Source organism: Allobosea sp. 117 (assembly GCF_000702305.1).
Lineage (GTDB): Bacteria > Pseudomonadota > Alphaproteobacteria > Rhizobiales > Xanthobacteraceae > Ancylobacter.
In genome coordinates this window covers 479,492-500,132 of sequence record NZ_JNLC01000010.1, presented here as the reverse complement: position 1 = coordinate 500,132, position 20,641 = coordinate 479,492, and the positions used below count along the sequence as shown (strand labels likewise).

The following is a 20,641-nucleotide window of genomic DNA, read 5'->3' as shown; positions in this document are numbered from 1 at the left end:
ACCGGCGCGGGAACCTCGCCACTATCCACGCCCGCAACCGGTTTGAAAACCGCCCCGACAGCGGCTTGCACGCGCTCATGGGAAGGAGCATACACGAGCGGAATCGTATGGAGCATCGTATCGATGCCGAACCCGGCCGCGCCGTCTGAGCTCATAGGCCCCGACTGGATCACGGCAGTCGACCCGGGCGGCGGGCCGATCTATCTGCAGATCGTCGCGGCGCTGGAAGCTGCCCTGTCCGACGGCACCCTCAAGGCCGGCGACCGGCTGCCGCCGCAACGCCGGCTCGCCGCGCGGCTCGGCGTCGATCTCACCACCATCACCCGCGCCTATACCGAGGCGCGCCGGCGCGGGCTCGTCGATGCCGTCACGGGGCGCGGCTCCTTCCTGACGGACGGGCGGGCGAGCGCGGCGCCGGTCGACCTCTCGATGAACATCCCGCCCTCGCCGCGCGGTCTCGATCTCGGCCGGCTGATCGAGCAGGGCATCGGCCAGGTGCTGCGACGCGCGAGCGCCGATCTGGTGATGTCCTATCACGTCGGACCGGGAGCGTCGGCGGAGCGCGCGGCGGGTGCGCAATGGCTCGCGCCGGTGACGGGACCCGTTGCGCCCGAGCGGATCGTCGTCTGCGCCGGCGCGCAGGCGGCCCTCGCGGCGCTGCTTTCCACGCTCGCCCGCCCGGGCGAGGTGGTGCTGGCGGAGCCGCGCACCTATCCGGGCTTCATCGGCGCGGCGGCGCAGCTCGGCGTCAGGGTCGAGCCGGTGGCGGCGGACGAGGGCGGAATCATGCCGGACGCGCTCGCGCGCGCCTGCCGCACGCACGCGCCGCGCTTCCTCTACCTGCAGCCGAACATGCAGAACCCAACCACGGTCACCATGCCGGAGGCGCGGCGACGGGAGATCGCGCGGATCGCGGCGGCGCTGCATCTGCCCATCGTCGAGGACGATCCCTACGGCCTGCTCGCGGAGGCGACGCCGCCGAGCTTCGCCGCGCTGGCGCCGGCGCTGACCTTCCATGTCGCGACCGTCTCGAAATGCCTGACGCCGGGGCTGCGGACGGCATTCCTGCTGCTTCCCGTCGGCCGCAGAGCCGACGACATCCTCGCCGGGCTCAGAGCCTTCACGCTGATGCCGGCGCCGCTGATGACGGCGCTGCTGGCGGGCTGGATCCAGGACGGCACGGCGCGACGCGTGCTCGAAGCCGTGCGCGCGGAGGCGCGGGCGCGGCAGGAACTGGCCCGCGCACTGCTGCCGGAAAGTGCGGCGCATCCGAGCGGCCTGCATATCTGGCTGCCGCTGCCGCCGCACTGGGATCGCCACCGGCTGATGGAAGCGGCGCGCGAACGCGGCTTGGGCGTGACGGCCTCGGACGCCTTCAATGTCGCCGGACCGGCGCCGGACGCCGTTCGCGTCTCACTCGGCGCGGTCCCGGACCGCGCGCGCCTCGCCGAAGCGCTGCGCACGCTCGCCGTCATCGTCGGCGAGCGGCGGCCGGCCCATCACGGCGTCGTCTGAGCCGGCGGCGTGACGAGCCGTCCCTCTTCGGCCTTGAAGTAGTACTGGCTCGCCACCAGCCAGCCCTTGAGCGGTCGCAATGGCGGGATGCAGGTCAGCAGCAGGAAGGGCAGCGTCGTGACCAGATGCACCCAATAGGGCGCCTGGAACGCGACCTCGATCCACAGGCCGAAGATGACGGCCGGCAGACACCCGAAGCAGATCACGAAGAAGGCCGGACCGTCCGCGGGATCGGCGAAGGAATAGTCCAGTCCGCACGCCTCGCAACGGGGGGCGAGGGTGAGAAAGCCGCGGAACAGCCGGCCCTGTCCGCAACGCGGGCAGCAGCCTCGCACCCCGGTCTCGAAGGGCGACAGACGGGGCCAATCGGTGGTGGACATGGAACGGACCTTTCCGGGCGCCACGATGGACAGCGCCCTTGCCCGGCAAGATGGACACGTACCCATACAATGTCAACCCATTAATGCAATTGTATGCATATATGTCAGGACATGCACGGGATCGTGAACGTATCGCGCCCACCCCCGGAAGCTCGGAACGGATCAGGTGGCGGAATGGGGGCGTTAACCATTTCCGGCCAATCGTGGCGCTGCGCCGTGAGGCGATTCGGTGACGTGAGTTGTGCAATGTCGAATGTGATTCCCTTCCCCTGCCGGTCCCGCGACGAGGATCTGACACCCGAGATCGATCTGATGACCGCCGTCGACGTCGCCATCCGCGATCTGCGCGACATCGCCCGCCGGCTGGGGGGCGACGAGGCCGGCCGCCGGCAGGCCGACGAATGCCTGTCCATGCTGACCCGCGCCCTCGAACAGGCGCAGGCAGCCTATTGACGCGGGAAGAACCTTCTCAGCCGATCAGGCTGGTGAGCAGATAGAGCCCGGCCTTCACCAGACCCCAGATCACGCCCCAGACGATTCCGAGCGAGGCGAAGGCGAGCGCCGTGCCGGCCACGATCCACAGGCCGTCGCGCTCCAATATGCCGAGCGACAGGATGCAGATGGCGAGCGCGGGAAGCATGTTGCCGAGCGGAATCGGCAGCACCAGCACCGCCGCAAGCACCAGGCAGACGAATCCCACCGCATATTCCGCCGGCGGATGCGCCAGCCTTCCGAGACGGGGACGCAGCAGGCTCTCGGCCTTGGCGAGCCAGGGGGCGGCCTTGTTGATGAAGCCGGCGAAGTCGTTGCGCGCGATCGAGCGCTCCGCGATCACGCGCGGGAGCCACGGATTGAGTCCGAAGGCGAGCTGCGCAGCCAGGAAGACCAGCGGCGCGCCGAGCACAGCCGACGTGCCCGGCGGCGTGGGCAGCACATTCGGTAGCGCGAAGATGAACATGAGCGGGCCAAAAGCACGCTCGCGCATGGCGTTCACCAGATCGCCGATGGCGATGCGCTCGCGCTCCTCGTCATTGGCGATGCCGAGCAGAATGTCCGAGAGCCGGGTCGCCGCATCGTCGTCCGCCATGTCCCACGCCGACGCCTCGCCACGGGTCGCACCATCGTCCGCGGACTCGCCGCCGGCCGCGTGCCGATGCGGCGCGTCGCCGGTGGAGTCGGACGCTTCGTTGGGGGGCCGGGCGGAAGGCAGGGTTTCGATCTGGTCGGACATCCTCTTGACCTGACGGAGCGGCCGCGCGGCCGTCGATCAGCCGGCCGCAAGGGCAGCGCAGCGTGACATAGGCGAGGAATGTGACGATAGCCAGAAGCCCTCGTTCACATTCCGGTCGACCCCTCAGGTCCAACTGAACAGGAAGGCGCCCACCGCCACGAGGATGATGACCGCCGCCGTGATCCAGTGTTTCGCCGTGAAATCGTGCATCGTCATGAGTGCCCCCTTAGCGCAACCTCTGGTGCCCCGTCATGGGGCAATCCCGGCGCATTCCAGATATGTCCCGATCGGATCGGCATCGATTGAAAGGAAATGCTCCCGGTTCAATGAACTGAGCACGTTTCCACCCGAACCGCTTGCTCCGTGCGGAATTGCTCTAGCCTAACGGACCGCGCAATGGCAGTACGCGCGCGCCACTTACGCATGATTAGCTTTCACGCGTATAAACTGGCATGAGTCCGCACGTGACTGACCGAAGGCGAGCATGCTCAACCTGAACGAAGGGTCGGTACTCGGCCCGATCGAAACCGAGCTGCGCGATGAGATCGAGATGTTCGAACTCGCGCCGGTCTCGTTGTGGCTCGAGGACTTCAGCGACGTGAAGGCGCTGTTCGAGGAATGGCGCTCCGCCGGCGTGACCTCGCTGCGCGACTATCTGCGCGACGCCCCCGACCGCGTGCGTCAGTGCTCCCAGCGCATCCGCCTCATCCGCGCCAACCGCAAGACGCTCACCCTCTTCGAGGCGAGCGACCTCGACCATCTCATCGCCAATCTGCCGCGGGTGTTCCGCGACGACATGCTGAAGACCCATATCGAGGAGCTCTCCCAGCTCTGGGACGGGCGCCGGCAGTTCTTCAGCAACACCGTCAACTACACGCTCTCCGGACGCCGGCTGGACATCCAGCTCCAGGGAACCGTGCTGCCCGGCTATGAGGAGAGCTGGGAACGCGTGCTGCTCGCCGTCGAGGATGTCACCGAACGCGAGACGTCGCGCCGGCAGATCGCGCAGGCGGAGGCCTATGCGCGCGGCCTGTTCGAGAACTCGCCGGTCTCGCTGTGGGTCGAGGACTTCTCCACCGTCAAGGCGCTCCTCGACGACGTCCGCATGCGCGGCATCGAGGATCTGCGCGTCTTCACCGACGTGCATCCCGAATTCGTGCTGAGGTGCATGAGCGAGATCCGCGTCATCGACGTGAACCGCCATACGCTGGAGATGTTCGGCGCGCCGGACAAGGCGACGCTGCTCAACAACCTGCCGGACGTGTTCCGCGACGACATGCAGAGACATTTCCGCGAGCAGCTCATCGACCTGTGGAACGGCAAGCTGTTCCAGCAGCGCGAGGTGGTGAACTACGCGCTCGGCGGCGAGGAACTGCATGTCCACCTGCAATTCTCGGTGCTGCCGGGGCGCGAGCACGACTGGTCGCTGGTGCAGGTGGCGCTCACCGACATCACCGCCCGCAAGCGCGCCGAGGCCTATCTCGAATATCTCGGCAAGCACGACGTGCTGACCAAGCTCTACAACCGCTCCTTCTATGTCGACGAGCTCAACCGGCTGGAGCGCAAGGGCCCCTTCCCCGTCACCGTGGTGATGATCGACCTCAACAACCTCAAGCCGGTGAACGACCAACTCGGTCACGCGGCCGGCGACGGGCTGCTGCGCCGCGCCGGCGAGGTGATCGCCAAGGCGCTCGACAAGTCGAACTGCGCCGCCCGCATCGGCGGCGACGAGTTCGCCCTGCTGCTGCCCGGCACCGACGCGGCCGGCGGCCTCGCCATGATGGAGAGCATCGAGAAGCTGGTGGAGGTGAACAACCAGTTCTACTCCGCCATCGCGCTCAGCCTTTCCATGGGCATGGCGACCAGCGAGCCGGGCGAGCGGCTGGAATCCGTCGTCAAGCGCGCCGACCTCGAGATGTACCGCGCCAAGCGGGCCTTCGGCGCCATGCAGGTGGAAGCGTCTCGAAACTAGCAACGCCGCCGGTTAGGCCGGCAGGTCGTTGGCGTGCACGAAGCAGAGCTTGTTGCCCTCCGGATCGCGGCCATAGGCGCCGTAATAGTCCGGCCCGTATTGCGGCCTGAGGCCCGGCGCACCCTCGTCCGTCCCGCCACCGTCGAGCATCGCCCGCCAAGCGGCATCGACTGCCGCCGGCGAGGGCGCGGCAAAGCTCACCTGCGTGCCGTTTCCCCAGGTCGCCGGCAGGCCGTTGAAGGGGAGCTGGACCCAGAACTGCGGCCAGCGGCGGCCCGGCACCTGCCATAATATGCCCGGCGGCCCGCCATCGCCGCCTTCCTCCAGCGGCCCCCGTTCCAGCCCGAGCGGCGCGAGCACCGCATCATAGAAGCGCGCCAGGAGATCGAGGTCGCGGGCGCCGAGAATGATGTGGCTGAACATGCAGCCCCCTGTCCATGGCGAGGTGGATTCGAGCATTTTCCGATCGCGAAAGTTGATCGACTTTCGCGATCGGAAAATGCTCCAGCCTGTTGAATCGAGAGCCCTTTCTTATCGATCAGGTGATCCACCCGATCGGAAGGGGCCCTAGAGGCGCGACATGGTCGCACAGCGGCCCCCTGTGGCGCGAGTGCCGCATGGCGCCGCTCACCCGAAAGCCGCTATTCCGGAACGGGAGCACCTCGCACGCCGGGATGACGCTCATGAACCAGGATTTGAGACCGCCGGACCGCCTGAGGGCCGGTTCGCTCGGCGTCCTGCATATCGTGTTCTTCGTGGTCGCGGCGGCGGCCCCGCTGACGGCCGTGGTCGGCGGTTCGCCCGGCGCCTTCGCCTATGGCAACGGCATCGGCGTGCCGGGCGCCTATCTGCTCGCCGGCGCGCTCTATCTCGTCTTCGCCGCCGGCGTAACCGCGATGAGCCGGCATGTGGCCGATGCGGGAGCCTTCTACGCCTATATCGGGCTCGGGCTGGGGCCGACGGCGGGCGTCGCCGGGGCCTTTCTCGCCATTCTCGCCTACCAGTCCGTTCAGGCGGCGGTCTACGCGCTGTTCGGGCTGTTCGCGAGCGAGGCGCTCGCCGGAGCGGGCCTCGGCCTGCCGTGGTGGGGCTGTGCGATCGCGGCCGCCGCCGTCGTGCATCTGTGCGGACGGCGCAATGTGCGCTTCAGCGGGCGGGTGCTGGGCGTCTGCCTGATCTGCGAGATCGCCGTGCTCGCCGCGCTGGCGATCGCGATCGTGGCGGCGCGCGGACCTGAAGGTCTGACGGCCGCGCCATTCCGACCGGAGAACGTGTTCGCCCACGGCCTCGGCGCGGCGATGGTGTTCGTGGTGGCGAGCTTCATCGGCTTCGAAGCCTCCGCCATATTCGGCGAGGAAGCGCGCCGGCCGCGCCGCGACGTCGCCCGCGCCACCTATGCGGCGGTCGGCCTGATCACGCTGCTCTATGCGGGCTCGAGCTGGGCGATCGAGCAGTTCCACGGCATCGGATCGGTGGTCGAGGCCGCCCGCACCGATCCGACCGGGCTCTATATCGGGCCGGCGCGGGCGCTGCTCGGCCCCTTCGCGGCGCGGGCCATGGAGCTGCTGCTGATCCTCAGCCTGTTCGCCTGCGCCCTCTCCTTCCACAGTGCCATCAGCCGCTATCTCTTCGCGCTCGGACGTGCCGGGATCGCCTCCCGCCGCCTGGCGCGGATCGATCCCGTCCATGGCTCGCCGGCCGACGCCGGGCTGGCGCAGAGCGCCGCCGCAGTCGCCATCATCGCCGCCTTCGCGCTGGCGCGTCAGGACCCGTTCGCCATCGTCTTCTCGTGGATGAGCGCGCTCGGCACCATCGCCATGCTGGCGCTGCAGATCCTCGTCGCCCTCGCCGTCATCGCCTTCTTCCACCGAAGGGCGGCGATGATCGGCGGCGATACCGGGCCGTTCAGCCGGCTGGTGGCGCCGGCGGTCGCAGCCGTGGGCCTTGCCGTCTGCCTCGGCCTCGTCATCGGCAATCTGGAGCTTCTCGCCGGATCGAAGAGCGCGGAGGTGCAGGCCTTCCCGGCGCTGGTCGCCCTCGTCGGCGCCGCCGGTGCGGTGCTGGGCCGGCTGCGGCGAACGGCCGGTGCTTCCGCACCGATCGCCGCGGCGAGGGTCGACACCGACCCGTTTGCGCAGTAAACCGCTCGCAATCACATCGGGATATGGTTTTCCACCAAATTATACGAAATTGGCCTGTAAATGAGCAATCTCCATCACGAGCGGGTGCTGAGCGTCCACCACTGGACCGACACGCTGTTCTCCTTCACCACCACCCGCGACCCAGCCCTGCGCTTCAAGAACGGCCAGTTCGTAATGCTGGGGCTCGAGGTCGACGGCAAGCCGCTGCTGCGCGCCTATTCGATCGCCAGCGCCAATTACGAGGAGACGCTCGAATTCTTCTCGATCAAGGTGCAGAACGGCCCGCTCACCTCGCGGCTGCAGCATCTCAAGGTCGGCGACGAGGTCATCGTCGGCAAGAAGCCGACCGGCACGCTGCTGGTCGACTATCTGGTTCCCGGCCGGCGGCTCTATCTGCTCGGCACCGGCACCGGCCTCGCGCCCTATCTCAGCCTGATCCGCGATCCGGAAACCTATGAGACCTACGAGAAGGTCATACTGGTGCACGGCGTGCGCACCGTGGGCGAGCTCGCCTATGAGGACCTCATCACCCGCGAACTGCCGGAGAACGAATTCTTCGGCGAGCTGGTGAGGGAGAAGCTGATCTACTACCCGACCGTGACGCGCGAACCGTTCCGCAATCAGGGCCGCATCACTGACCTGATCACCTCGGGCAAGCTGTTCACCGACATCGGCCTGCCGCCGCTCGACCGGGAAGACGACCGGATCATGCTGTGCGGGAGCCCGCAATTCCTCGACGACATGCGGGCGATCATGAAGGATCGCGGCTTCGAGGAAGGCTCGACCACCGAGCCGGGCGACTTCGTGATCGAGAAGGCCTTCGTCGAGAAATAGGGCCGCGGTTGTCAGCGGCCCGAATAGGGACTGCCCGCGGGCCCGACGCGCGGACGGCGGGCATCCTCGCGGGCCGCTTCCTCCGGGCTCAGCACCCGGTATTCGGCATCGATGACGGTGATGCCGCCGGGCGCGCGCGCCGGTTTGCGGCCGCCGAACAGCTTGTAGGCGAGACCGCTGACGAGGACGATCGGCAGGACGATGAGGAACACGCTGGCGGCAACGAGCGCCAGCGCGGTGCCGATCGCCAGCGCCGCGGCAACGACCAGCGCGATCTGCCAGCCGCTCACACGCTTGACCGTGAAGCGCATGCGATCGAAGGGGTCGGTGGAACTCATCCCTGACGTCTTTCTCTCTGGGGCACTCCGACGGGAGTGCTCGCGGTGTCGCCCCGCACCCGGATGATATGGGATGCGGGGCGGCTCCTGCCAGAGAATGCGGATCAAAAGGCGTTCAGCGCTTCTTGGTCGGCAGATCGTCCGGCCGGCGCGGCGGGAGCGGCACGGCAGCGACGAGTTTCTCGCGCACGGGCACCGCGCGCGGCGCGCTCGCGGCCCCCGAGGCCCAGGCCGGGATGACGGGCGCCGGCCGCAGCCCGGCAAAGGGCGCCGCGGCACGTTCGGTGATCGTGCCCATCGACTCGGTCGAGAGCGCGAGCGCGGCATGCGGGCTGAGCTCCGGAGGCAGGTCGAGCGGTGCTTCCACCGTCTGGGGGAGCTCGAAGCCCGTGACGCGTGCCAGCGTCGGCTCGGGCAGCGCGCCCTCGCCGCCCGAAGGAACCTCGGCGGTCAAGGCGCGAACGATGCGGCCTCCGTCGAGCTCGCCGGTCACCGCCGGCATGACGGCCCAGATGCCGAGCGCGACCAGCGCGCCGGCATAAAGGCTGCCCGCGACGGGACTGCGCGCCAGGATGCTTCGGCGGGCGCCGACCGGAAGACTGGCGCTGCGCGCGGCGATCTCGGCGAGATCGGCCTGCGGCAAAGGCGAGCCATCGGCGCTGCCGGCCTCGATCTCGATGACGATGTCCTTCAGCCGTGTGCCGGACAGCGAGCGCTGCCGGTGCAGAGCCAGCACGAAAGCGCGCGCGGAGCCGCCACGGTCGATGAGCTTGGCGACGAGCCGCGCATCCGGGCGCGGCAGATAGCCGATCAGCATGCCGCGCCGATGCACGGCGACAGCGAAGGGGCGTCCCACATCCGCGGGAAGCCGTATAAGCTCGAGTTCAAGGCCCGGACGCAGCAACGCGGCAGGGTCTGCCACGCTTTCTTCCCGCCCCAAGCCGTCAATAAAAGACGACCACGTCTCCATAGGGCGCCCCCGTTTCCCGTTGCGCCGACTGCGAGCAATAAAGCAGTGAAGTTAGGCTGGCGCAACCCAGAGGCGTCAACACCGCCTTCTGGTACTCCAGCGCTTGTCCCCAACTTCCTTCGAGACAGGACCCGAATGCTATGAAATTCAAAGCAAACGCACGATTCTTCAGGGGAAGGACGGGATGATCACGCTGCGCTCCGCCACCGAAGCCGACCTTCCGGCCATCCTCGCCATCTACAACCACGAGGTTCTCCACTCGACGTCGATCTGGAACGAGACGCCGGCCGATCTGAAGGGGCGCGCCCAGTGGCTCGCCGACCGACAGGCGAAGTCCTATCCCGTGCTGGTGGCGGACGAGGACGGCGCGGTACTGGGCTATGCGAGCTTCGGCGACTTCCGCCCCTTCGAGGGCTACCGCATCAGCGTCGAGCACTCGGTCTATGTGGCAAGGGAGGGTCGCGGGCGCGGCCTCGGCCGCATGCTGCTGGAGGCGCTGTTCGAGCCGGCGCGGGGGCTCGGCAAGAAGGTGATGATCGGCGGCATCACCGCCGGCAACGAGGCCTCCATCGCCCTGCACGGGCGGCTCGGTTTCGTCCGGAGCGGCTACATGCCCGGCATCGGCATCAAGTTCGGCCAGCGGCTCGACCTCGTGCTGATGCAGAAGGAGTTGTGAGCGGCCCCGCCCTCCGGAAAGCAAAAGGCCGGGACGAGCCCGGCCTTCGCGGATTTCGACAGGCGGTCCGCGCAGCGCGGCGCCGCTCAGTACCGATAGTGATCCGGCTTGAAGGGGCCTTCGACCGGCACGCCGATATAGTCGGCCTGCTCGGGACGCAGCTTGGTCAGCTTCACGCCCAGCTTCTCGAGATGCAGCGCCGCCACCTTCTCGTCGAGCACCTTCGGCAGGGTGTAGACCTTCTTCTCGTACTTGCCGGGATTGGCCCAGAGGTCGATCTGCGCCAGCGTCTGGTTCGAGAAGGACGACGACATCACGAAGGACGGGTGGCCCATCGCGTTGCCGAGGTTCACGAGGCGCCCTTCCGACAGCAGGATGATGCGGTTGCCGGCGGGGAACTCGATCTCGTCCACCTGCGGCTTGATGTTGGTCCACTTGAAATTGCGCAGGCCGGAGACCTGAATCTCATTGTCGAAGTGGCCGATGTTGCAGACGATCGCCCGGTCCTTCATCTGCCGCATGTGGTCGACGGTGATGATGTCCTTGTTGCCGGTGCAGGTGACGTAGATGTCCGCGCGCGAGAATGCGTCCTCGATGGTCGCCACCTCATAGCCTTCCATCGATGCCTGCAGGGCGCAGATCGGATCGACCTCGGAGACGATGACGCGGGCGCCGGCCTGGCGCAGCGAGGCGGCCGAGCCCTTGCCGACATCGCCGAAGCCGGCGACGAAGGCGACCTTACCCGCCAGCATCACGTCGGTGCCGCGACGGATGGCGTCGACGAGGCTCTCGCGGCAGCCATAGAGATTGTCGAACTTCGACTTGGTGACGCTGTCGTTCACGTTGATCGCCGGGAACAGCAGCTTGCCCTGCTCGGCCAGCTTGTAGAGGCGGTGCACGCCGGTGGTGGTCTCTTCCGAGACGCCCTTGATCGATTTGGCGACCTGCGCGAACCAGCCCTTCGGCTTCTCGGCGAGCAGGCGCTTGATCAGCGCGAAGAAGATTTCCTCTTCCTCGGAGCCGGGCTTGTCGAGGAAGGCGACATCGCCGTTCTCGGCGCGCAGGCCGTGGTGCACCAGCATGGTGGCGTCGCCGCCGTCGTCGAGGATCATGTTGGGAACGCCGCCACCGTGCCAGTCGAACAGCTTGGCGGTGAAGTCCCAGTATTCGGTCAGCGTCTCGCCCTTGAAGGCGAAGACCGGCGTGCCGCCGGCGGCGATGGCGGCGGCGGCGTGGTCCTGCGTCGAGAAGATGTTGCACGAGACCCAGCGCACGTCGGCGCCGAGCGCCTTCAGCGTCTCGATCAGCACCGCGGTCTGGATGGTCATGTGCAGCGAGCCGGCGATGCGCGCGCCCTTCAGCGGCTGCGCGGGGCCGTACTCGGCGCGGATCGCCATGAGGCCCGGCATCTCGGTCTCGGCGAGATCGATCTCCTTACGGCCGAAATCGGCGAGGCTGATGTCCTTGACGATATATTCGCTGGCGACGGCCATGGCTGGCTTCCCTGTTCTCGTTGCTCCGTTCCGGCCCGGCGAGGCCAGCGGACGCGTCATGACGTGCCGGCGGTTTAGCAGCCTGCCGGCGCAAAAACAATAACGATATAAAGATGTCTTTATATGACGACTTCCAAGAGGAAGCGAACGAGGGCTACTCGCCCTCTCCGAAGCGGTCGGCGACCAGGGCGTCGAGCGCGTCGAGCGCCGCCTGCGCCTCCGGGCCGGCAGCCTCCACCTCGATGGTGGTGCCGGGGGCCGCGGCCAGCATCATCAGCCCCATGATCGAGGTGCCGCCGACCGTCTCGCCGTTGCGCGAGACGTGCACGCAGGCGTCGAACTTCTCGACCGTCTGGACGAACTTCGCGGAGGCGCGCGCATGCAGGCCGCGCTTGTTGATGATGGCAAGCTCGCGCCGGAGCGCGGCTTTGGCACCCGACGCGCTCATTTCCCGGCGAGCACCCGGCTGGCGATGTTGATGTATTTGCGCCCGGCCTCCTGCGCCTGCGCCACCGCCTCCTTCAGCGGCAGCTCGGCCCGAACGGTGGCGAGCTTGACCAGCATCGGCAGGTTGATGCCGGCGACCACCTCGATGTCGGGTGCGTTCATCACCGAGATGGCGAGGTTTGAGGGCGTGCCGCCGAACATGTCGGTGAGGATCACCACGCCGCCGCCGGAATTGGCGGCCTCGACGCTGGCGACGATGTCCTTGCGTCGCTGCTCGATATCGTCGTCGGGGCCGATGGTCACCGTCTCGATCTGCTTCTGCGGGCCCATCACATGCTCGAGGGCCGCGCGGAACTCGGTAGCGAGACGACCATGGGTTACAAGTACAAGACCGATCATGCTGCTCCGCCGCCGGATGCGGCACGTTCCGAGGGGCGTCGCCCGCCACCTGCGTTGCAGGGGCACCATCATCGTTGCACTGCACATAAATGGCAAGTGGCGCCGGAATCTTAGGCAAAACGCCCGCGAAGCGCCTGCAATTGCTCAGTCCGGGACCGCTTCCGTGGTGAGCACCGCAATCACCGGCGGGAGCGGATCGACGCCCGCCGGCAAAGCGAGGCGCGGCAGCACCACACCGTCGAGCTGAAGGCGCCGGCTGTCGGGATCCGGCAGGCGGGCACCGTCATCTGCCGAAAGGTCGACGACCAGCCCGACGACGGCGCTCGCTGCGTGGGGTACGCGGCGGATGCCGGCGCCGCGTACCTCGATCAGCCCGGCGAGGTCGGCCGGCGGCGTTGCGACGAGGCCGTCGCCGCGGCGGGCGAGCAGCACGCGGTCATCGGCGACCAGAAGCGTCGGCCCGATCAGCCCGGAACGCGCGGCGAGGATGAGCTGGAAGGCGAGCCGCGACTTGCCGGAGCCGGACGGCCCCCGGATCAGCACGCCGGTCTCCCCCACCGCGACGCAGGAGGCATGGATGGAGGGCGGCACGACCAGCATGCGCGCCGCTCTTCAGGCGGCCGGCAGGCGGACGATGAAGCGCGCTCCGCCGCGCGCGACGGTGGTGGCCGGAGCCGCAGCTCCCTCGCCGGGCGATCCGGTTCCGATCCCGCCCTCGCCCGCACCGGACCCCGCCATGGCCGCGGCCGATTTCGCCGCCGACTTCACCCCCGCCTTGGCCTTCGTCTTCTTCGCCCCGCCCTTCACCGGCATCTCGGCGACACGGTTCTCCGCCCAGATGCGCCCGCCATGGGCGTCGACGATCTGGCGCGAGATGGACAGGCCGAGGCCGGAGTTCTGGCCGAAGCCCTGCTCCTCGGGCCGGTCGGTGTAGAAGCGCTCGAAGATGCGGCCCAGCGCATGGGGCGGAATGCCGGGTCCGTCGTCGTCGACCACGATCTCGACATTGTCCTTCAGCCGGCGGCAGGTCACCCGCACCTCGCCGCCGGGCGGCGAGAAGGAGCGGGCATTGTCGATGAGATTGTTGATGACCTGCCCGAGGCGGGAATCGTGGCCCGGCACGACGAACTCGTCCGAGCCGCCGGGGCCGGCCTCGAAGGCCAGCTTCACCTTGACCCCGTCGCCACGCCGGACGTCGTTGTGCACGCCGACGACGGTGTTGAGCAGCCGCCTGAGGTCGACCGGCGCGGCCTCCTGCCGCTGCAGCTCGGCGTCGAGCCGGCTGGCGTCTGAGATGTCGGTGATCAGCCGGTCGAGCCGCTTCACATCGTGCTGGATCACCTCCAGCAGCCGCGTGCGCGACGCGTCGGTCTTGGCGAGCGGCAGCGTCTCCACGGCCGAACGCAGCGAGGTGAGCGGGTTCTTGAGCTCGTGGGAGACGTCGGCGGCGAAGCTCTCGATCGCCTCGATGCGCGAATAGAGCGCATCCGTCATGTCGCGCAGCGCTCCGGACAGGTGCCCGATCTCGTCGGAGCGGCTGGTGAAGTCCGGGATCTCGACCCGCTGGCGGGTGCGGCGCCGCACCCGCTCGGCGGCGTCGGCGAGCTTGCGCACCGGTCCGGCGATGGTGCCCGCGAGCAGGAAGGAGAGCAGGACCATCACCGCCATGGCGACGAGGAAGACGCGCACGATGACGAAGCGCTCGGCCGCCACCGCCTCGTCGATCTCGCCGCCCTGCGTGGAGAGCAGCAGGGCACCGAGAATGGCGCGGAAGCGCTGCACCGGCACCGCCACCGAGACGATGATCTGCCCGCGATCGTTCACCTGCACGACGCTGGAATTCTGCCCCTGCAACGCCGCGCCAACCTCCGGGTAGCCCTTGCCGTTGTTGGGCCCGAGCTCCTTGTAGAGCGGCAGGTCGCCGCGCTCGAACCAGACCTTGACCTGGTTCCAGGCGCGCTCGAACCAGTTCGGCTTGCGCGTCGTCGGTGCCGGCAGCTCGAAGCGCAGGATCTCGCCGCGCGAATAGAGCGAGCGGGAATCGAGCAGAAGGGCGCCGTCGCGGTCATAGATGCGGGCGCGCGTGCCGGTCGGCTCGACGAGGCGCTTGAGCACCGGCGCCACACGCTCGGGATTGATGGGGAATTCGAGCGGCGCGAAGCTCTCCTCGCCCGGCCCGTAGCTCTCGCCCGCCTGCAGCTCCAGCAGGCGCTCGGGATCGATGGTGATGGCGTTGGCGTCGACCTGCGCCGAGGCCGAGATGGCGCCGGCGATGATCTCGCCCTGCACCAGCAGGCTCTGCACCCGCGCATCGATCAGCCCGGCGCGGAACTCGGACAGGTAGAGGATGCCCGAGACCAGCAGGCACATGCCGGCGAGGTTGAGGAAGACGATGCGCCGGGTGAGGCTGGAGAAGCTCTTGAAGGCGACGAAACGGCGCGCGCGCCGGAACGCCGCGAACAGTCCCGCCACGCGCCCGAGATGGAACGGACGGCGCGCGCGAGCGGACGGCATCGGCCCCACCTCGCCGTCGTCGTCATCATCGCCGAGCGGGCGCGCGGACTGCCGGTCGAGCAACGAGGCGCTACTCCTTGAAGCGGTAGCCGACACCGTAGAGGGTCTCGATCATCTCGAAATTGTCGTCGACCACCTTGAACTTCTTGCGCAGCCGCTTGATGTGGCTGTCGATGGTGCGGTCGTCGACATAGACCTGGTCGTCATAGGCCGCATCCATCAGGGCGTTGCGGCTCTTCACCACGCCGGGGCGGGTGGCCAGCGCCTGCAGGATGAGGAACTCGGTGACGGTCAGCGTCACGTTCTCGCCCTTCCAGGTGCAGGTGTGGCGCTCCGGGTCCATACGGAGCTGGCCGCGCTCCAGAACCTTGGCGCTGTCGGTCTCGCGCGGCATGGTGCCGTCCTTGGGCGAGACGCGGCGCAGCACCGCCTTCACGCGCTCGACCAGCAGGCGCTGGGAGAACGGCTTCTTGATGAAGTCGTCGGCCCCCATCTTGAGACCGAACAGCTCGTCGATCTCATCGTCCTTCGAGGTGAGGAAGATCACCGGCATGTCGCTCTTCTGGCGCAGCCGGCGCAGCAGCTCCATGCCGTCCATGCGCGGCATCTTGATGTCGAAGATGGCGAGGTCGGGCGGGTTGGTCTTGAAGCCGTCGAGGGCGGTCGCACCGTCGGTATAGGTCTGGATGCGGTAGCCTTCCGATTCGAGCGCGATCGAGACCGAGGTCAGGATGTTGCGATCGTCGTCGACGAGGGCGATGGTCGGCATGAGCGAACTTTCCTGTTCTGCCGCGGATTTGACGTCCCGCGGTGAACCGTGCCGGCGTGGCCATAATGTGACAGGCAACAAGCGGCACGCCGAAAATAGCCCTTTCGGGGCACGGGGCCAAATCGTCGCTACCGCTGCGTCGTCCCGCCGCTTGAGCGCGGCCCCGGCGCGGAGCACTGTCGGCGCCCCGCCGTCACGTGAGACGGGGATCGGTGCCGCACCTCGCGCCGGCCGGGGAGCCGGCGCCGGGGAGATCGCGAATGAGGCAAAGATGAGCAGTTCCGCCATTCCGGCCGAGACTTTCGACGCCGCCCGCGCCGTGCGGGTGCTGCTGCGCGAGGCGCGCATGGGGGCGCTGGCGACGCTCGATGCCGACGGCGCGCCCTATGTCTCGCTGGTGCAGGTGGCGACCGCCTCCGACGGCGCGCCGGTGCTGCTGCTCTCCGGCCTCGCGCGGCACACCCGGAATCTGCGCGCTGATTCGCGCGTTTCGCTGCTCGTCGACGAGCGCCGGGCGGGCGAGGAGCTGCAGGGCGCGCGCGCCAGCATCAGCGGCACCATCGCGAAGACCGAGGACGAGGCGGTGAGGCGGCGCTTCCTCATGCGCCACCCCGATTCAGCCGGCTTTGCGGGCTTCGCCGATTTCGCCTTCTACCGGATCGAGCCGAAGGCCGCCCACCTCGTCGCCGGCTTCGGGCGCATCGTCGACGTGGAGCGCGACGCCATCCTCACGCCGATCGGCGACGCGCAGGAGGTGGTGGCGGCCGAGGCAAGCGCGGTCGAGCACATGAACACCGACCATGCCGATGCGGTGGCGGCCTATGCCACGGTGCTGCTCGGCGCGCCGGCGGGCGACTGGCGGCTGATCGGCGTCGACCCTGAGGGCTGCGAGCTGATGGCCGGCGAGCGGGTGCGCCGCCTCGATTTCGGCCGGCGCATCACCACCGCCGAGGACCTCCACAAGATCATGGTCGAGCTCGCCCGCAAGACCCGCGCCGCCTGAGCTGCGCGCTTCGGGACGATGGCGCCCAGCTCACCTTGACCCATATGTCCCTGCCGCGCGCCAAGTCGCACTGGCATCATGTATTCCAATTCGCTTCTAATCTCGAAGCAACATCGAGAACTCGCCCACGTAAAGACGGCCTTTGCCCGCCTCGATCGGTGGCTCATCCTTGCCTTCGCCGGGTAGAGGCGCGGCGCTCTCGACATTTGCCGCAAAAACAGCACAACTTGCCGCCAACCATGCGAGACTAGACTTGCCGCAACCGGCGCAAAGACCGGGCGCGACCCACCATGAACACGACAGCCCGGGCGGGAACACCGGGCGAAGGAGGCGGCCTTGCAGGAAACCGGCATCCACAATCCCGAGAATGGCGCCAAGGGCTTCGGCTTCGAGGGGCCGGGCGCGGTCTTCTGGAACCTCACTGAGGCGGCTCTCTACGAGCGCTCCATCGCGCGCGGCGAGGCGCGGCTGACGGCGCATGGCGCGCTGGCGGCGGAGACCGGCGAGCACACCGGCCGCAGCCCGAAGGACCGCTTCATCGTCCGCGACGAGGGCACCGAGGACGAGGTGTGGTGGGACAACAATCCCGGCATCGGCCGCGAGGCCTTCGACCTCCTGAAGGAGGACATGATCGCCTATGCCTCGACCCGCTCGCTGTTCGCGCAGGACCTCTACGGCGGCGCCGACCCGGCGCACCGCATCAGCGTCCGGGTCTATGCCGAATATGCCTGGCACGGCCTGTTCATCCGCACTATGCTGCGCCGGCCGGAGCGCGACGAGCTCGCGGATTTCGCGCCGGAGATGACCATCGTCTGCCTGCCGGGCTTCAAGGCCGACCCGGAGCGCCACGGCACCCGCTCGCAGACCGCCATATTGTGCGACTTCACGCGCGGCGTGGTGCTGATCTGCGGCACCGCCTATGCCGGCGAGATGAAGAAATCGGTGTTCAGCTATCTGAACTACCTGCTGCCGGCCGGGGGCGTGATGCCGATGCACTGCTCGGCCAATGTCGGCGAGGCGGGCGATTCGGCGCTGTTCTTCGGCCTGTCCGGCACCGGCAAGACGACGCTTTCGGCGGAGGCCTCGCGCACGCTGATCGGCGACGACGAACACGGCTGGAGCGCGGAGGGCATCTTCAATTTCGAGGGCGGCTGCTACGCCAAGACCATCCGGCTGTCGGCCGCCGCCGAGCCGGAGATCTTCGCCGCCACCCAGCGCTTCGGCACGGTGCTGGAGAACGTGGTGATCAATCCCGACACCCGCCTGCCGGACTTCGACGACGGCTCGCTCGCCGAGAACGCCCGCGCCGCCTATCCGCTGCACTTCATCCCCAATGCCAGCACCAGCAGCCGCGCCGGGGCGCCGAAGAACATCTTCATGCTGACCTGCGACGCCTTCGGGGTGATGCCGCCGATCGCCCGGCTCACGCCGGCGCAGGCGATGTACCACTTCCTCTCCGGCTACACCGCCAAGGTCGCCGGCACCGAGACCGGCGTGACGGAGCCGCAGGCGACCTTCTCGACCTGCTTCGGCGCGCCCTTCATGCCGCGCCATCCCTCGGTCTACGGCAATCTGCTGCGCGACCTCATCACCCGCCACGAGGTCGATTGCTGGCTGATCAACACCGGCTGGACCGGCGGGGCGTTCGGCACCGGCCGGCGCATGCCGATCGGGGTGACGCGCCGGCTGCTGGCGGCCGCCTTCGACGGTTCGCTCAAGGAGGCCGATTTCCGCACCGATCCCTATTTCGGTTTCGCGGTGCCGACCTCGATCCCGGGTGTCGAGCCGCACATCCTCTATCCGGCCAAGACCTGGGCGAATGCGGCGGCGTTCGACGCCACAGCGCGCAAGCTGGTCGGCATGTTCACCGAGAACTTCGCCCGCTTCGAAGCCGAGGTGGACGAGGAGGTGCGCGAGGCCCGTCCGCAGGCGATGCAGGCGGCCGAATGATGCCACGGCGGCGGGAACGAGCGCATGCGCGCCGCCTGCCGGGCCTCCTGCTCGCCGCGCTGGGCGTGCTGGCCGCCTCGCCGGCCGCGCAGGCGGGCAGCGCCGCCGTCACCTTCCCGACGCCCGACCGCTATGCCGACGGGAACCTCGCCTGGAGCCCCACCGACCAGCGGCTGACCTTCGAGGGCCTCAGCCGCATCTTCGGCCGGCTCGCGGAACGGCGGCTGCCCGACGGCTATCGCCTCGATGTCGAGGTCGTGGCGCTCGATCTTGCCGGCAAGATCGATCCGCTGCGCTCGCGCACCGGGCAACTGCGGGTGATGCGGGCCGACACCTGGCCGAGCGCGACGCTCCGCTTCACGCTGCGCCGGGGCGGCAAGGTCGTCGCGCGCGGGGAGGACGCCATCGCCTATGTGGACTACCTCTCCGACCCCCTGGCGGTGCGCTCGGGCGAGCCGCTGCGTTTCGAGAAGGCGATGCTGGACCGCTGGATGCGCACGCGCTTCGCCTCGCTCCGTCCGGCCGAGAGCTGAGCCGCCGGCCGGATGGCGAAGGTCACAGGAAGTAGAGCCAGGTGATCAGCGCGAAGCAGGGCAGCAGGAAGACGCCCGACCAGGCCATATAGCCGAAGAAGCTCGGCATCTTCACCCCGCGGCTCTTGGCGATCGCCAGCACCATGAAGTTCGGCGCGTTGCCGATATAGGTCAGCGCGCCCATGAACACCGCGCCCGCCGAGATCGCCTCCAGCGTCACCGCATGCACGTCCATGAGGTCGACTGCGTCGCCGCCGGCGAGGTTGAAGAAGACGAGATAGGTCGGCGCATTGTCGAGGAAGGCCGAGAGCAGGCCGGTCAGCCAGAAATAGCCGGCATTGATCGGCTCGCCATCGGCATCCGTCACCAGATCGACCAGACTCGCCAGCGCTCCGGCACTGCCGGCCTTCAGTATGGCGATGACCGGGATGATGGTGAGGAAGATCGCCGCGAACAGCTTCGCCACCTCGCGGATCGGTTCCCAGTCGAAGCCGTTGCGCTCGCGGATGAAGGCGGGGGTGATGGCGAGCGAGATGCCGGCGAGGCCGAGCATGATCACGTCGCGTGCGATGGAGGGCAGCGGCACCTCGGTGCCGAGGATGTCGAAGGAAATGCCCGGCTTCCACAATGCGCTGAGCAGGATGGCGCCGATGACGCCGGCGAGCAGCGGCAGGTTGCGGATGCCCTGCAGGCCGATCGGGATGGCGTCCGGCGTGTCGGGCGTCGGGTCGTTCAAATGTGTCAGGCCGTCTTCCTTCGCGTAGAAGTGGCGGTCCAGCAGATAGAAGACGACGAGCAATATGCCGGCGACCACCACCGTGTCGTGGAACAGGTGCTCGGTGGTCCAGAAGAAGCTCACCCCCTTCAGGAAGCCGAGGAACAGCGGCGGGTCGCCGAGCGGGGTGAGCGAGCCGCCGATGTTCGACACGAGGAAGATGAAGAACACCACCGTGTGCACGTTGTAGCGGCGATCGTCATTGGCGCGCAGCAGGGGGCGGATCAGCACCATGGAAGCGCCGGTGGTGCCGATCAGGCTCGCCAGCACGGTGCCGATGGCAAGGATCGCGGTGTTCACGCCCGGGCTGCCGTGCAGATTGCCGGTGAGCAGTATGCCGCCCGAGATGGTGAACAGCGTGAACAGCAGGATGATGAAGGGGATGTATTCGAGCAGCGCGGCGTGCGCGACCTCGTGCACCGCGAGGCCCGCGCCATATATGGCGACGAAGGGCACCAGCAAAGCGAGCGCCCAGAACAGCGCGACCTTGCCGTAGTGATGGTGCCAGAAATGCCCGGCCAGCAGCGGCATGAGTGCGATGGAGAGCAGCATGCCGGCGAAGGGCAGCCCCCAGAGCAGGGAAAGCCCGGCGCCATCGAGGCTGACGCCCTCGGCTGCCGCGGTCGCCGGACCGATGCCCGCCACCAGAAAGACGGCAAGGGCAGACACGGTGGCAATTCGCAGCATCGGCATCCCCCTGA

Annotated in this window: 21 protein-coding genes; 9 read left to right on the top strand and 12 right to left on the bottom strand. The window is 68.2% G+C overall.

The features are described from left to right. Nucleotides 1-123: 123 nt before the first annotated feature. On the top strand, nucleotides 124-1,515 hold the full coding sequence (locus U742_RS0104355) for an aminotransferase-like domain-containing protein (protein WP_051660854.1): 1,392 nt from the start codon (nucleotides 124-126) through the stop codon (nucleotides 1,513-1,515). Here U742_RS0104355 and U742_RS0104350 read toward each other — a convergent pair. Next, on the bottom strand, nucleotides 1,500-1,895 hold the full coding sequence (locus tag U742_RS0104350; RefSeq protein ID WP_029350407.1) for a DUF983 domain-containing protein: 396 nt from the start codon (nucleotides 1,893-1,895) through the stop codon (nucleotides 1,500-1,502). The two genes, U742_RS0104355 and U742_RS0104350, sit on opposite strands and share 16 nt — an antisense overlap. A gap of 246 nt (nucleotides 1,896-2,141) precedes the next feature. Between U742_RS0104350 and U742_RS0104345 the strand changes: the two genes are divergently transcribed. Further along, nucleotides 2,142-2,348: a hypothetical protein gene (locus U742_RS0104345; protein ID WP_029350405.1), complete on the top strand. Its 207-nt coding sequence runs from the start codon at nucleotides 2,142-2,144 to the stop codon at nucleotides 2,346-2,348. A gap of 16 nt (nucleotides 2,349-2,364) precedes the next feature. On the opposite strand, the gene U742_RS0104340 is transcribed toward U742_RS0104345, so the two are convergent. Next, complete coding sequence (locus U742_RS0104340; protein WP_029350403.1) at nucleotides 2,365-2,982, bottom strand: exopolysaccharide biosynthesis protein; 618 nt, start codon at nucleotides 2,980-2,982, stop codon at nucleotides 2,365-2,367. Between the two features lie 628 nt (nucleotides 2,983-3,610). Here U742_RS0104340 and U742_RS0104330 point away from each other — a divergent pair. Further along, a complete protein-coding gene (locus tag U742_RS0104330) occupies nucleotides 3,611-5,098 on the top strand; it encodes a sensor domain-containing diguanylate cyclase (protein ID WP_029350402.1) in 1,488 nt (495 codons plus the stop codon). A 12-nt stretch (nucleotides 5,099-5,110) separates the two neighbouring features. Here the strand turns inward: U742_RS0104330 and U742_RS0104325 are convergent, their stop codons facing one another. Continuing rightward, on the bottom strand, nucleotides 5,111-5,521 hold the full coding sequence (locus U742_RS0104325) for a VOC family protein (RefSeq protein ID WP_029350400.1): 411 nt from the start codon (nucleotides 5,519-5,521) through the stop codon (nucleotides 5,111-5,113). Nucleotides 5,522-5,781: 260 nt separating this feature from the next. On the opposite strand from U742_RS0104325, the gene U742_RS0104320 reads away from it, so the two are divergent. Then, entirely contained in the window at nucleotides 5,782-7,239 is a 1,458-nt protein-coding gene (locus U742_RS0104320) for an APC family permease (protein ID WP_248310255.1), read from the top strand. Nucleotides 7,240-7,299: 60 nt separating this feature from the next. Continuing rightward, nucleotides 7,300-8,073 carry a ferredoxin--NADP reductase gene (locus U742_RS0104315; protein ID WP_029350394.1) on the top strand — a complete coding sequence of 258 codons (774 nt, stop codon included), beginning with the start codon at nucleotides 7,300-7,302 and terminating at the stop codon, nucleotides 8,071-8,073. 11 nt (nucleotides 8,074-8,084) lie between these two features. Here the strand turns inward: U742_RS0104315 and U742_RS0104310 are convergent, their stop codons facing one another. Together U742_RS0104310 and U742_RS0104305 are read right to left on the bottom strand one after the other, a co-directional pair. Then, nucleotides 8,085-8,411: a hypothetical protein gene (locus tag U742_RS0104310; protein WP_051660852.1), complete on the bottom strand. Its 327-nt coding sequence runs from the start codon at nucleotides 8,409-8,411 to the stop codon at nucleotides 8,085-8,087. A 115-nt stretch (nucleotides 8,412-8,526) separates the two neighbouring features. Continuing rightward, a complete protein-coding gene (locus U742_RS0104305; RefSeq protein ID WP_156034122.1) occupies nucleotides 8,527-9,333 on the bottom strand; it encodes an HIRAN domain-containing protein in 807 nt (268 codons plus the stop codon). A gap of 232 nt (nucleotides 9,334-9,565) precedes the next feature. On the opposite strand from U742_RS0104305, the gene U742_RS0104300 reads away from it, so the two are divergent. After that, nucleotides 9,566-10,057, top strand: coding sequence for a GNAT family N-acetyltransferase (locus tag U742_RS0104300; RefSeq protein WP_029350389.1), 492 nt, complete (start codon nucleotides 9,566-9,568; stop codon nucleotides 10,055-10,057). 86 nt (nucleotides 10,058-10,143) lie between these two features. Here U742_RS0104300 and ahcY read toward each other — a convergent pair whose 3' ends face one another. The 6 genes from ahcY to U742_RS0104270 form a co-directional block, all read right to left on the bottom strand. Then, nucleotides 10,144-11,550, bottom strand: a complete 1,407-nt coding sequence (gene ahcY / locus U742_RS0104295; RefSeq protein ID WP_029350387.1) for an adenosylhomocysteinase — start codon at nucleotides 11,548-11,550, stop codon at nucleotides 10,144-10,146. Between the two features lie 154 nt (nucleotides 11,551-11,704). Next, the gene (locus tag U742_RS0104290) at nucleotides 11,705-11,998 is read right to left on the bottom strand and encodes an HPr family phosphocarrier protein (protein WP_029350385.1); all 294 of its coding nucleotides are present in this window, start codon (nucleotides 11,996-11,998) and stop codon (nucleotides 11,705-11,707) included. Further along, nucleotides 11,995-12,396 (bottom strand): PTS sugar transporter subunit IIA, encoded by a 402-nt coding sequence (locus tag U742_RS0104285; protein WP_029350383.1) that lies wholly within the window; start codon nucleotides 12,394-12,396, stop codon nucleotides 11,995-11,997. The genes U742_RS0104290 and U742_RS0104285 overlap by 4 nt, the downstream gene beginning before the upstream one ends. A gap of 144 nt (nucleotides 12,397-12,540) precedes the next feature. Continuing rightward, the gene (locus U742_RS0104280) at nucleotides 12,541-12,996 is read right to left on the bottom strand and encodes an HPr kinase/phosphorylase (RefSeq protein ID WP_029350381.1); all 456 of its coding nucleotides are present in this window, start codon (nucleotides 12,994-12,996) and stop codon (nucleotides 12,541-12,543) included. A gap of 12 nt (nucleotides 12,997-13,008) precedes the next feature. Beyond that, entirely contained in the window at nucleotides 13,009-14,910 is a 1,902-nt protein-coding gene (locus tag U742_RS0104275) for a sensor histidine kinase (RefSeq protein WP_081852862.1), read from the bottom strand. A 70-nt stretch (nucleotides 14,911-14,980) separates the two neighbouring features. Beyond that, on the bottom strand, nucleotides 14,981-15,679 hold the full coding sequence (locus U742_RS0104270; RefSeq protein ID WP_029350377.1) for a response regulator transcription factor: 699 nt from the start codon (nucleotides 15,677-15,679) through the stop codon (nucleotides 14,981-14,983). Nucleotides 15,680-15,950: 271 nt separating this feature from the next. On the opposite strand from U742_RS0104270, the gene U742_RS0104265 reads away from it, so the two are divergent. The 3 genes from U742_RS0104265 (at nucleotide 15,951) to U742_RS0104255 (ending at nucleotide 19,165) form a co-directional block, all read left to right on the top strand. Then, nucleotides 15,951-16,682, top strand: coding sequence for a HugZ family pyridoxamine 5'-phosphate oxidase (locus U742_RS0104265; RefSeq protein ID WP_029350375.1), 732 nt, complete (start codon nucleotides 15,951-15,953; stop codon nucleotides 16,680-16,682). A 351-nt stretch (nucleotides 16,683-17,033) separates the two neighbouring features. Beyond that, nucleotides 17,034-18,632 carry a phosphoenolpyruvate carboxykinase gene (locus U742_RS0104260; protein WP_248310285.1) on the top strand — a complete coding sequence of 533 codons (1,599 nt, stop codon included), beginning with the start codon at nucleotides 17,034-17,036 and terminating at the stop codon, nucleotides 18,630-18,632. Next, nucleotides 18,632-19,165 carry a DUF3016 domain-containing protein gene (locus U742_RS0104255; protein WP_197028167.1) on the top strand — a complete coding sequence of 178 codons (534 nt, stop codon included), beginning with the start codon at nucleotides 18,632-18,634 and terminating at the stop codon, nucleotides 19,163-19,165. The genes U742_RS0104260 and U742_RS0104255 overlap by 1 nt, the downstream gene beginning before the upstream one ends. A gap of 22 nt (nucleotides 19,166-19,187) precedes the next feature. On the opposite strand, the gene U742_RS0104250 is transcribed toward U742_RS0104255, so the two are convergent. Beyond that, entirely contained in the window at nucleotides 19,188-20,627 is a 1,440-nt protein-coding gene (locus U742_RS0104250; protein ID WP_029350369.1) for a sodium:proton antiporter, read from the bottom strand. Between the last annotated feature and the right edge of the window lie 14 nt (nucleotides 20,628-20,641).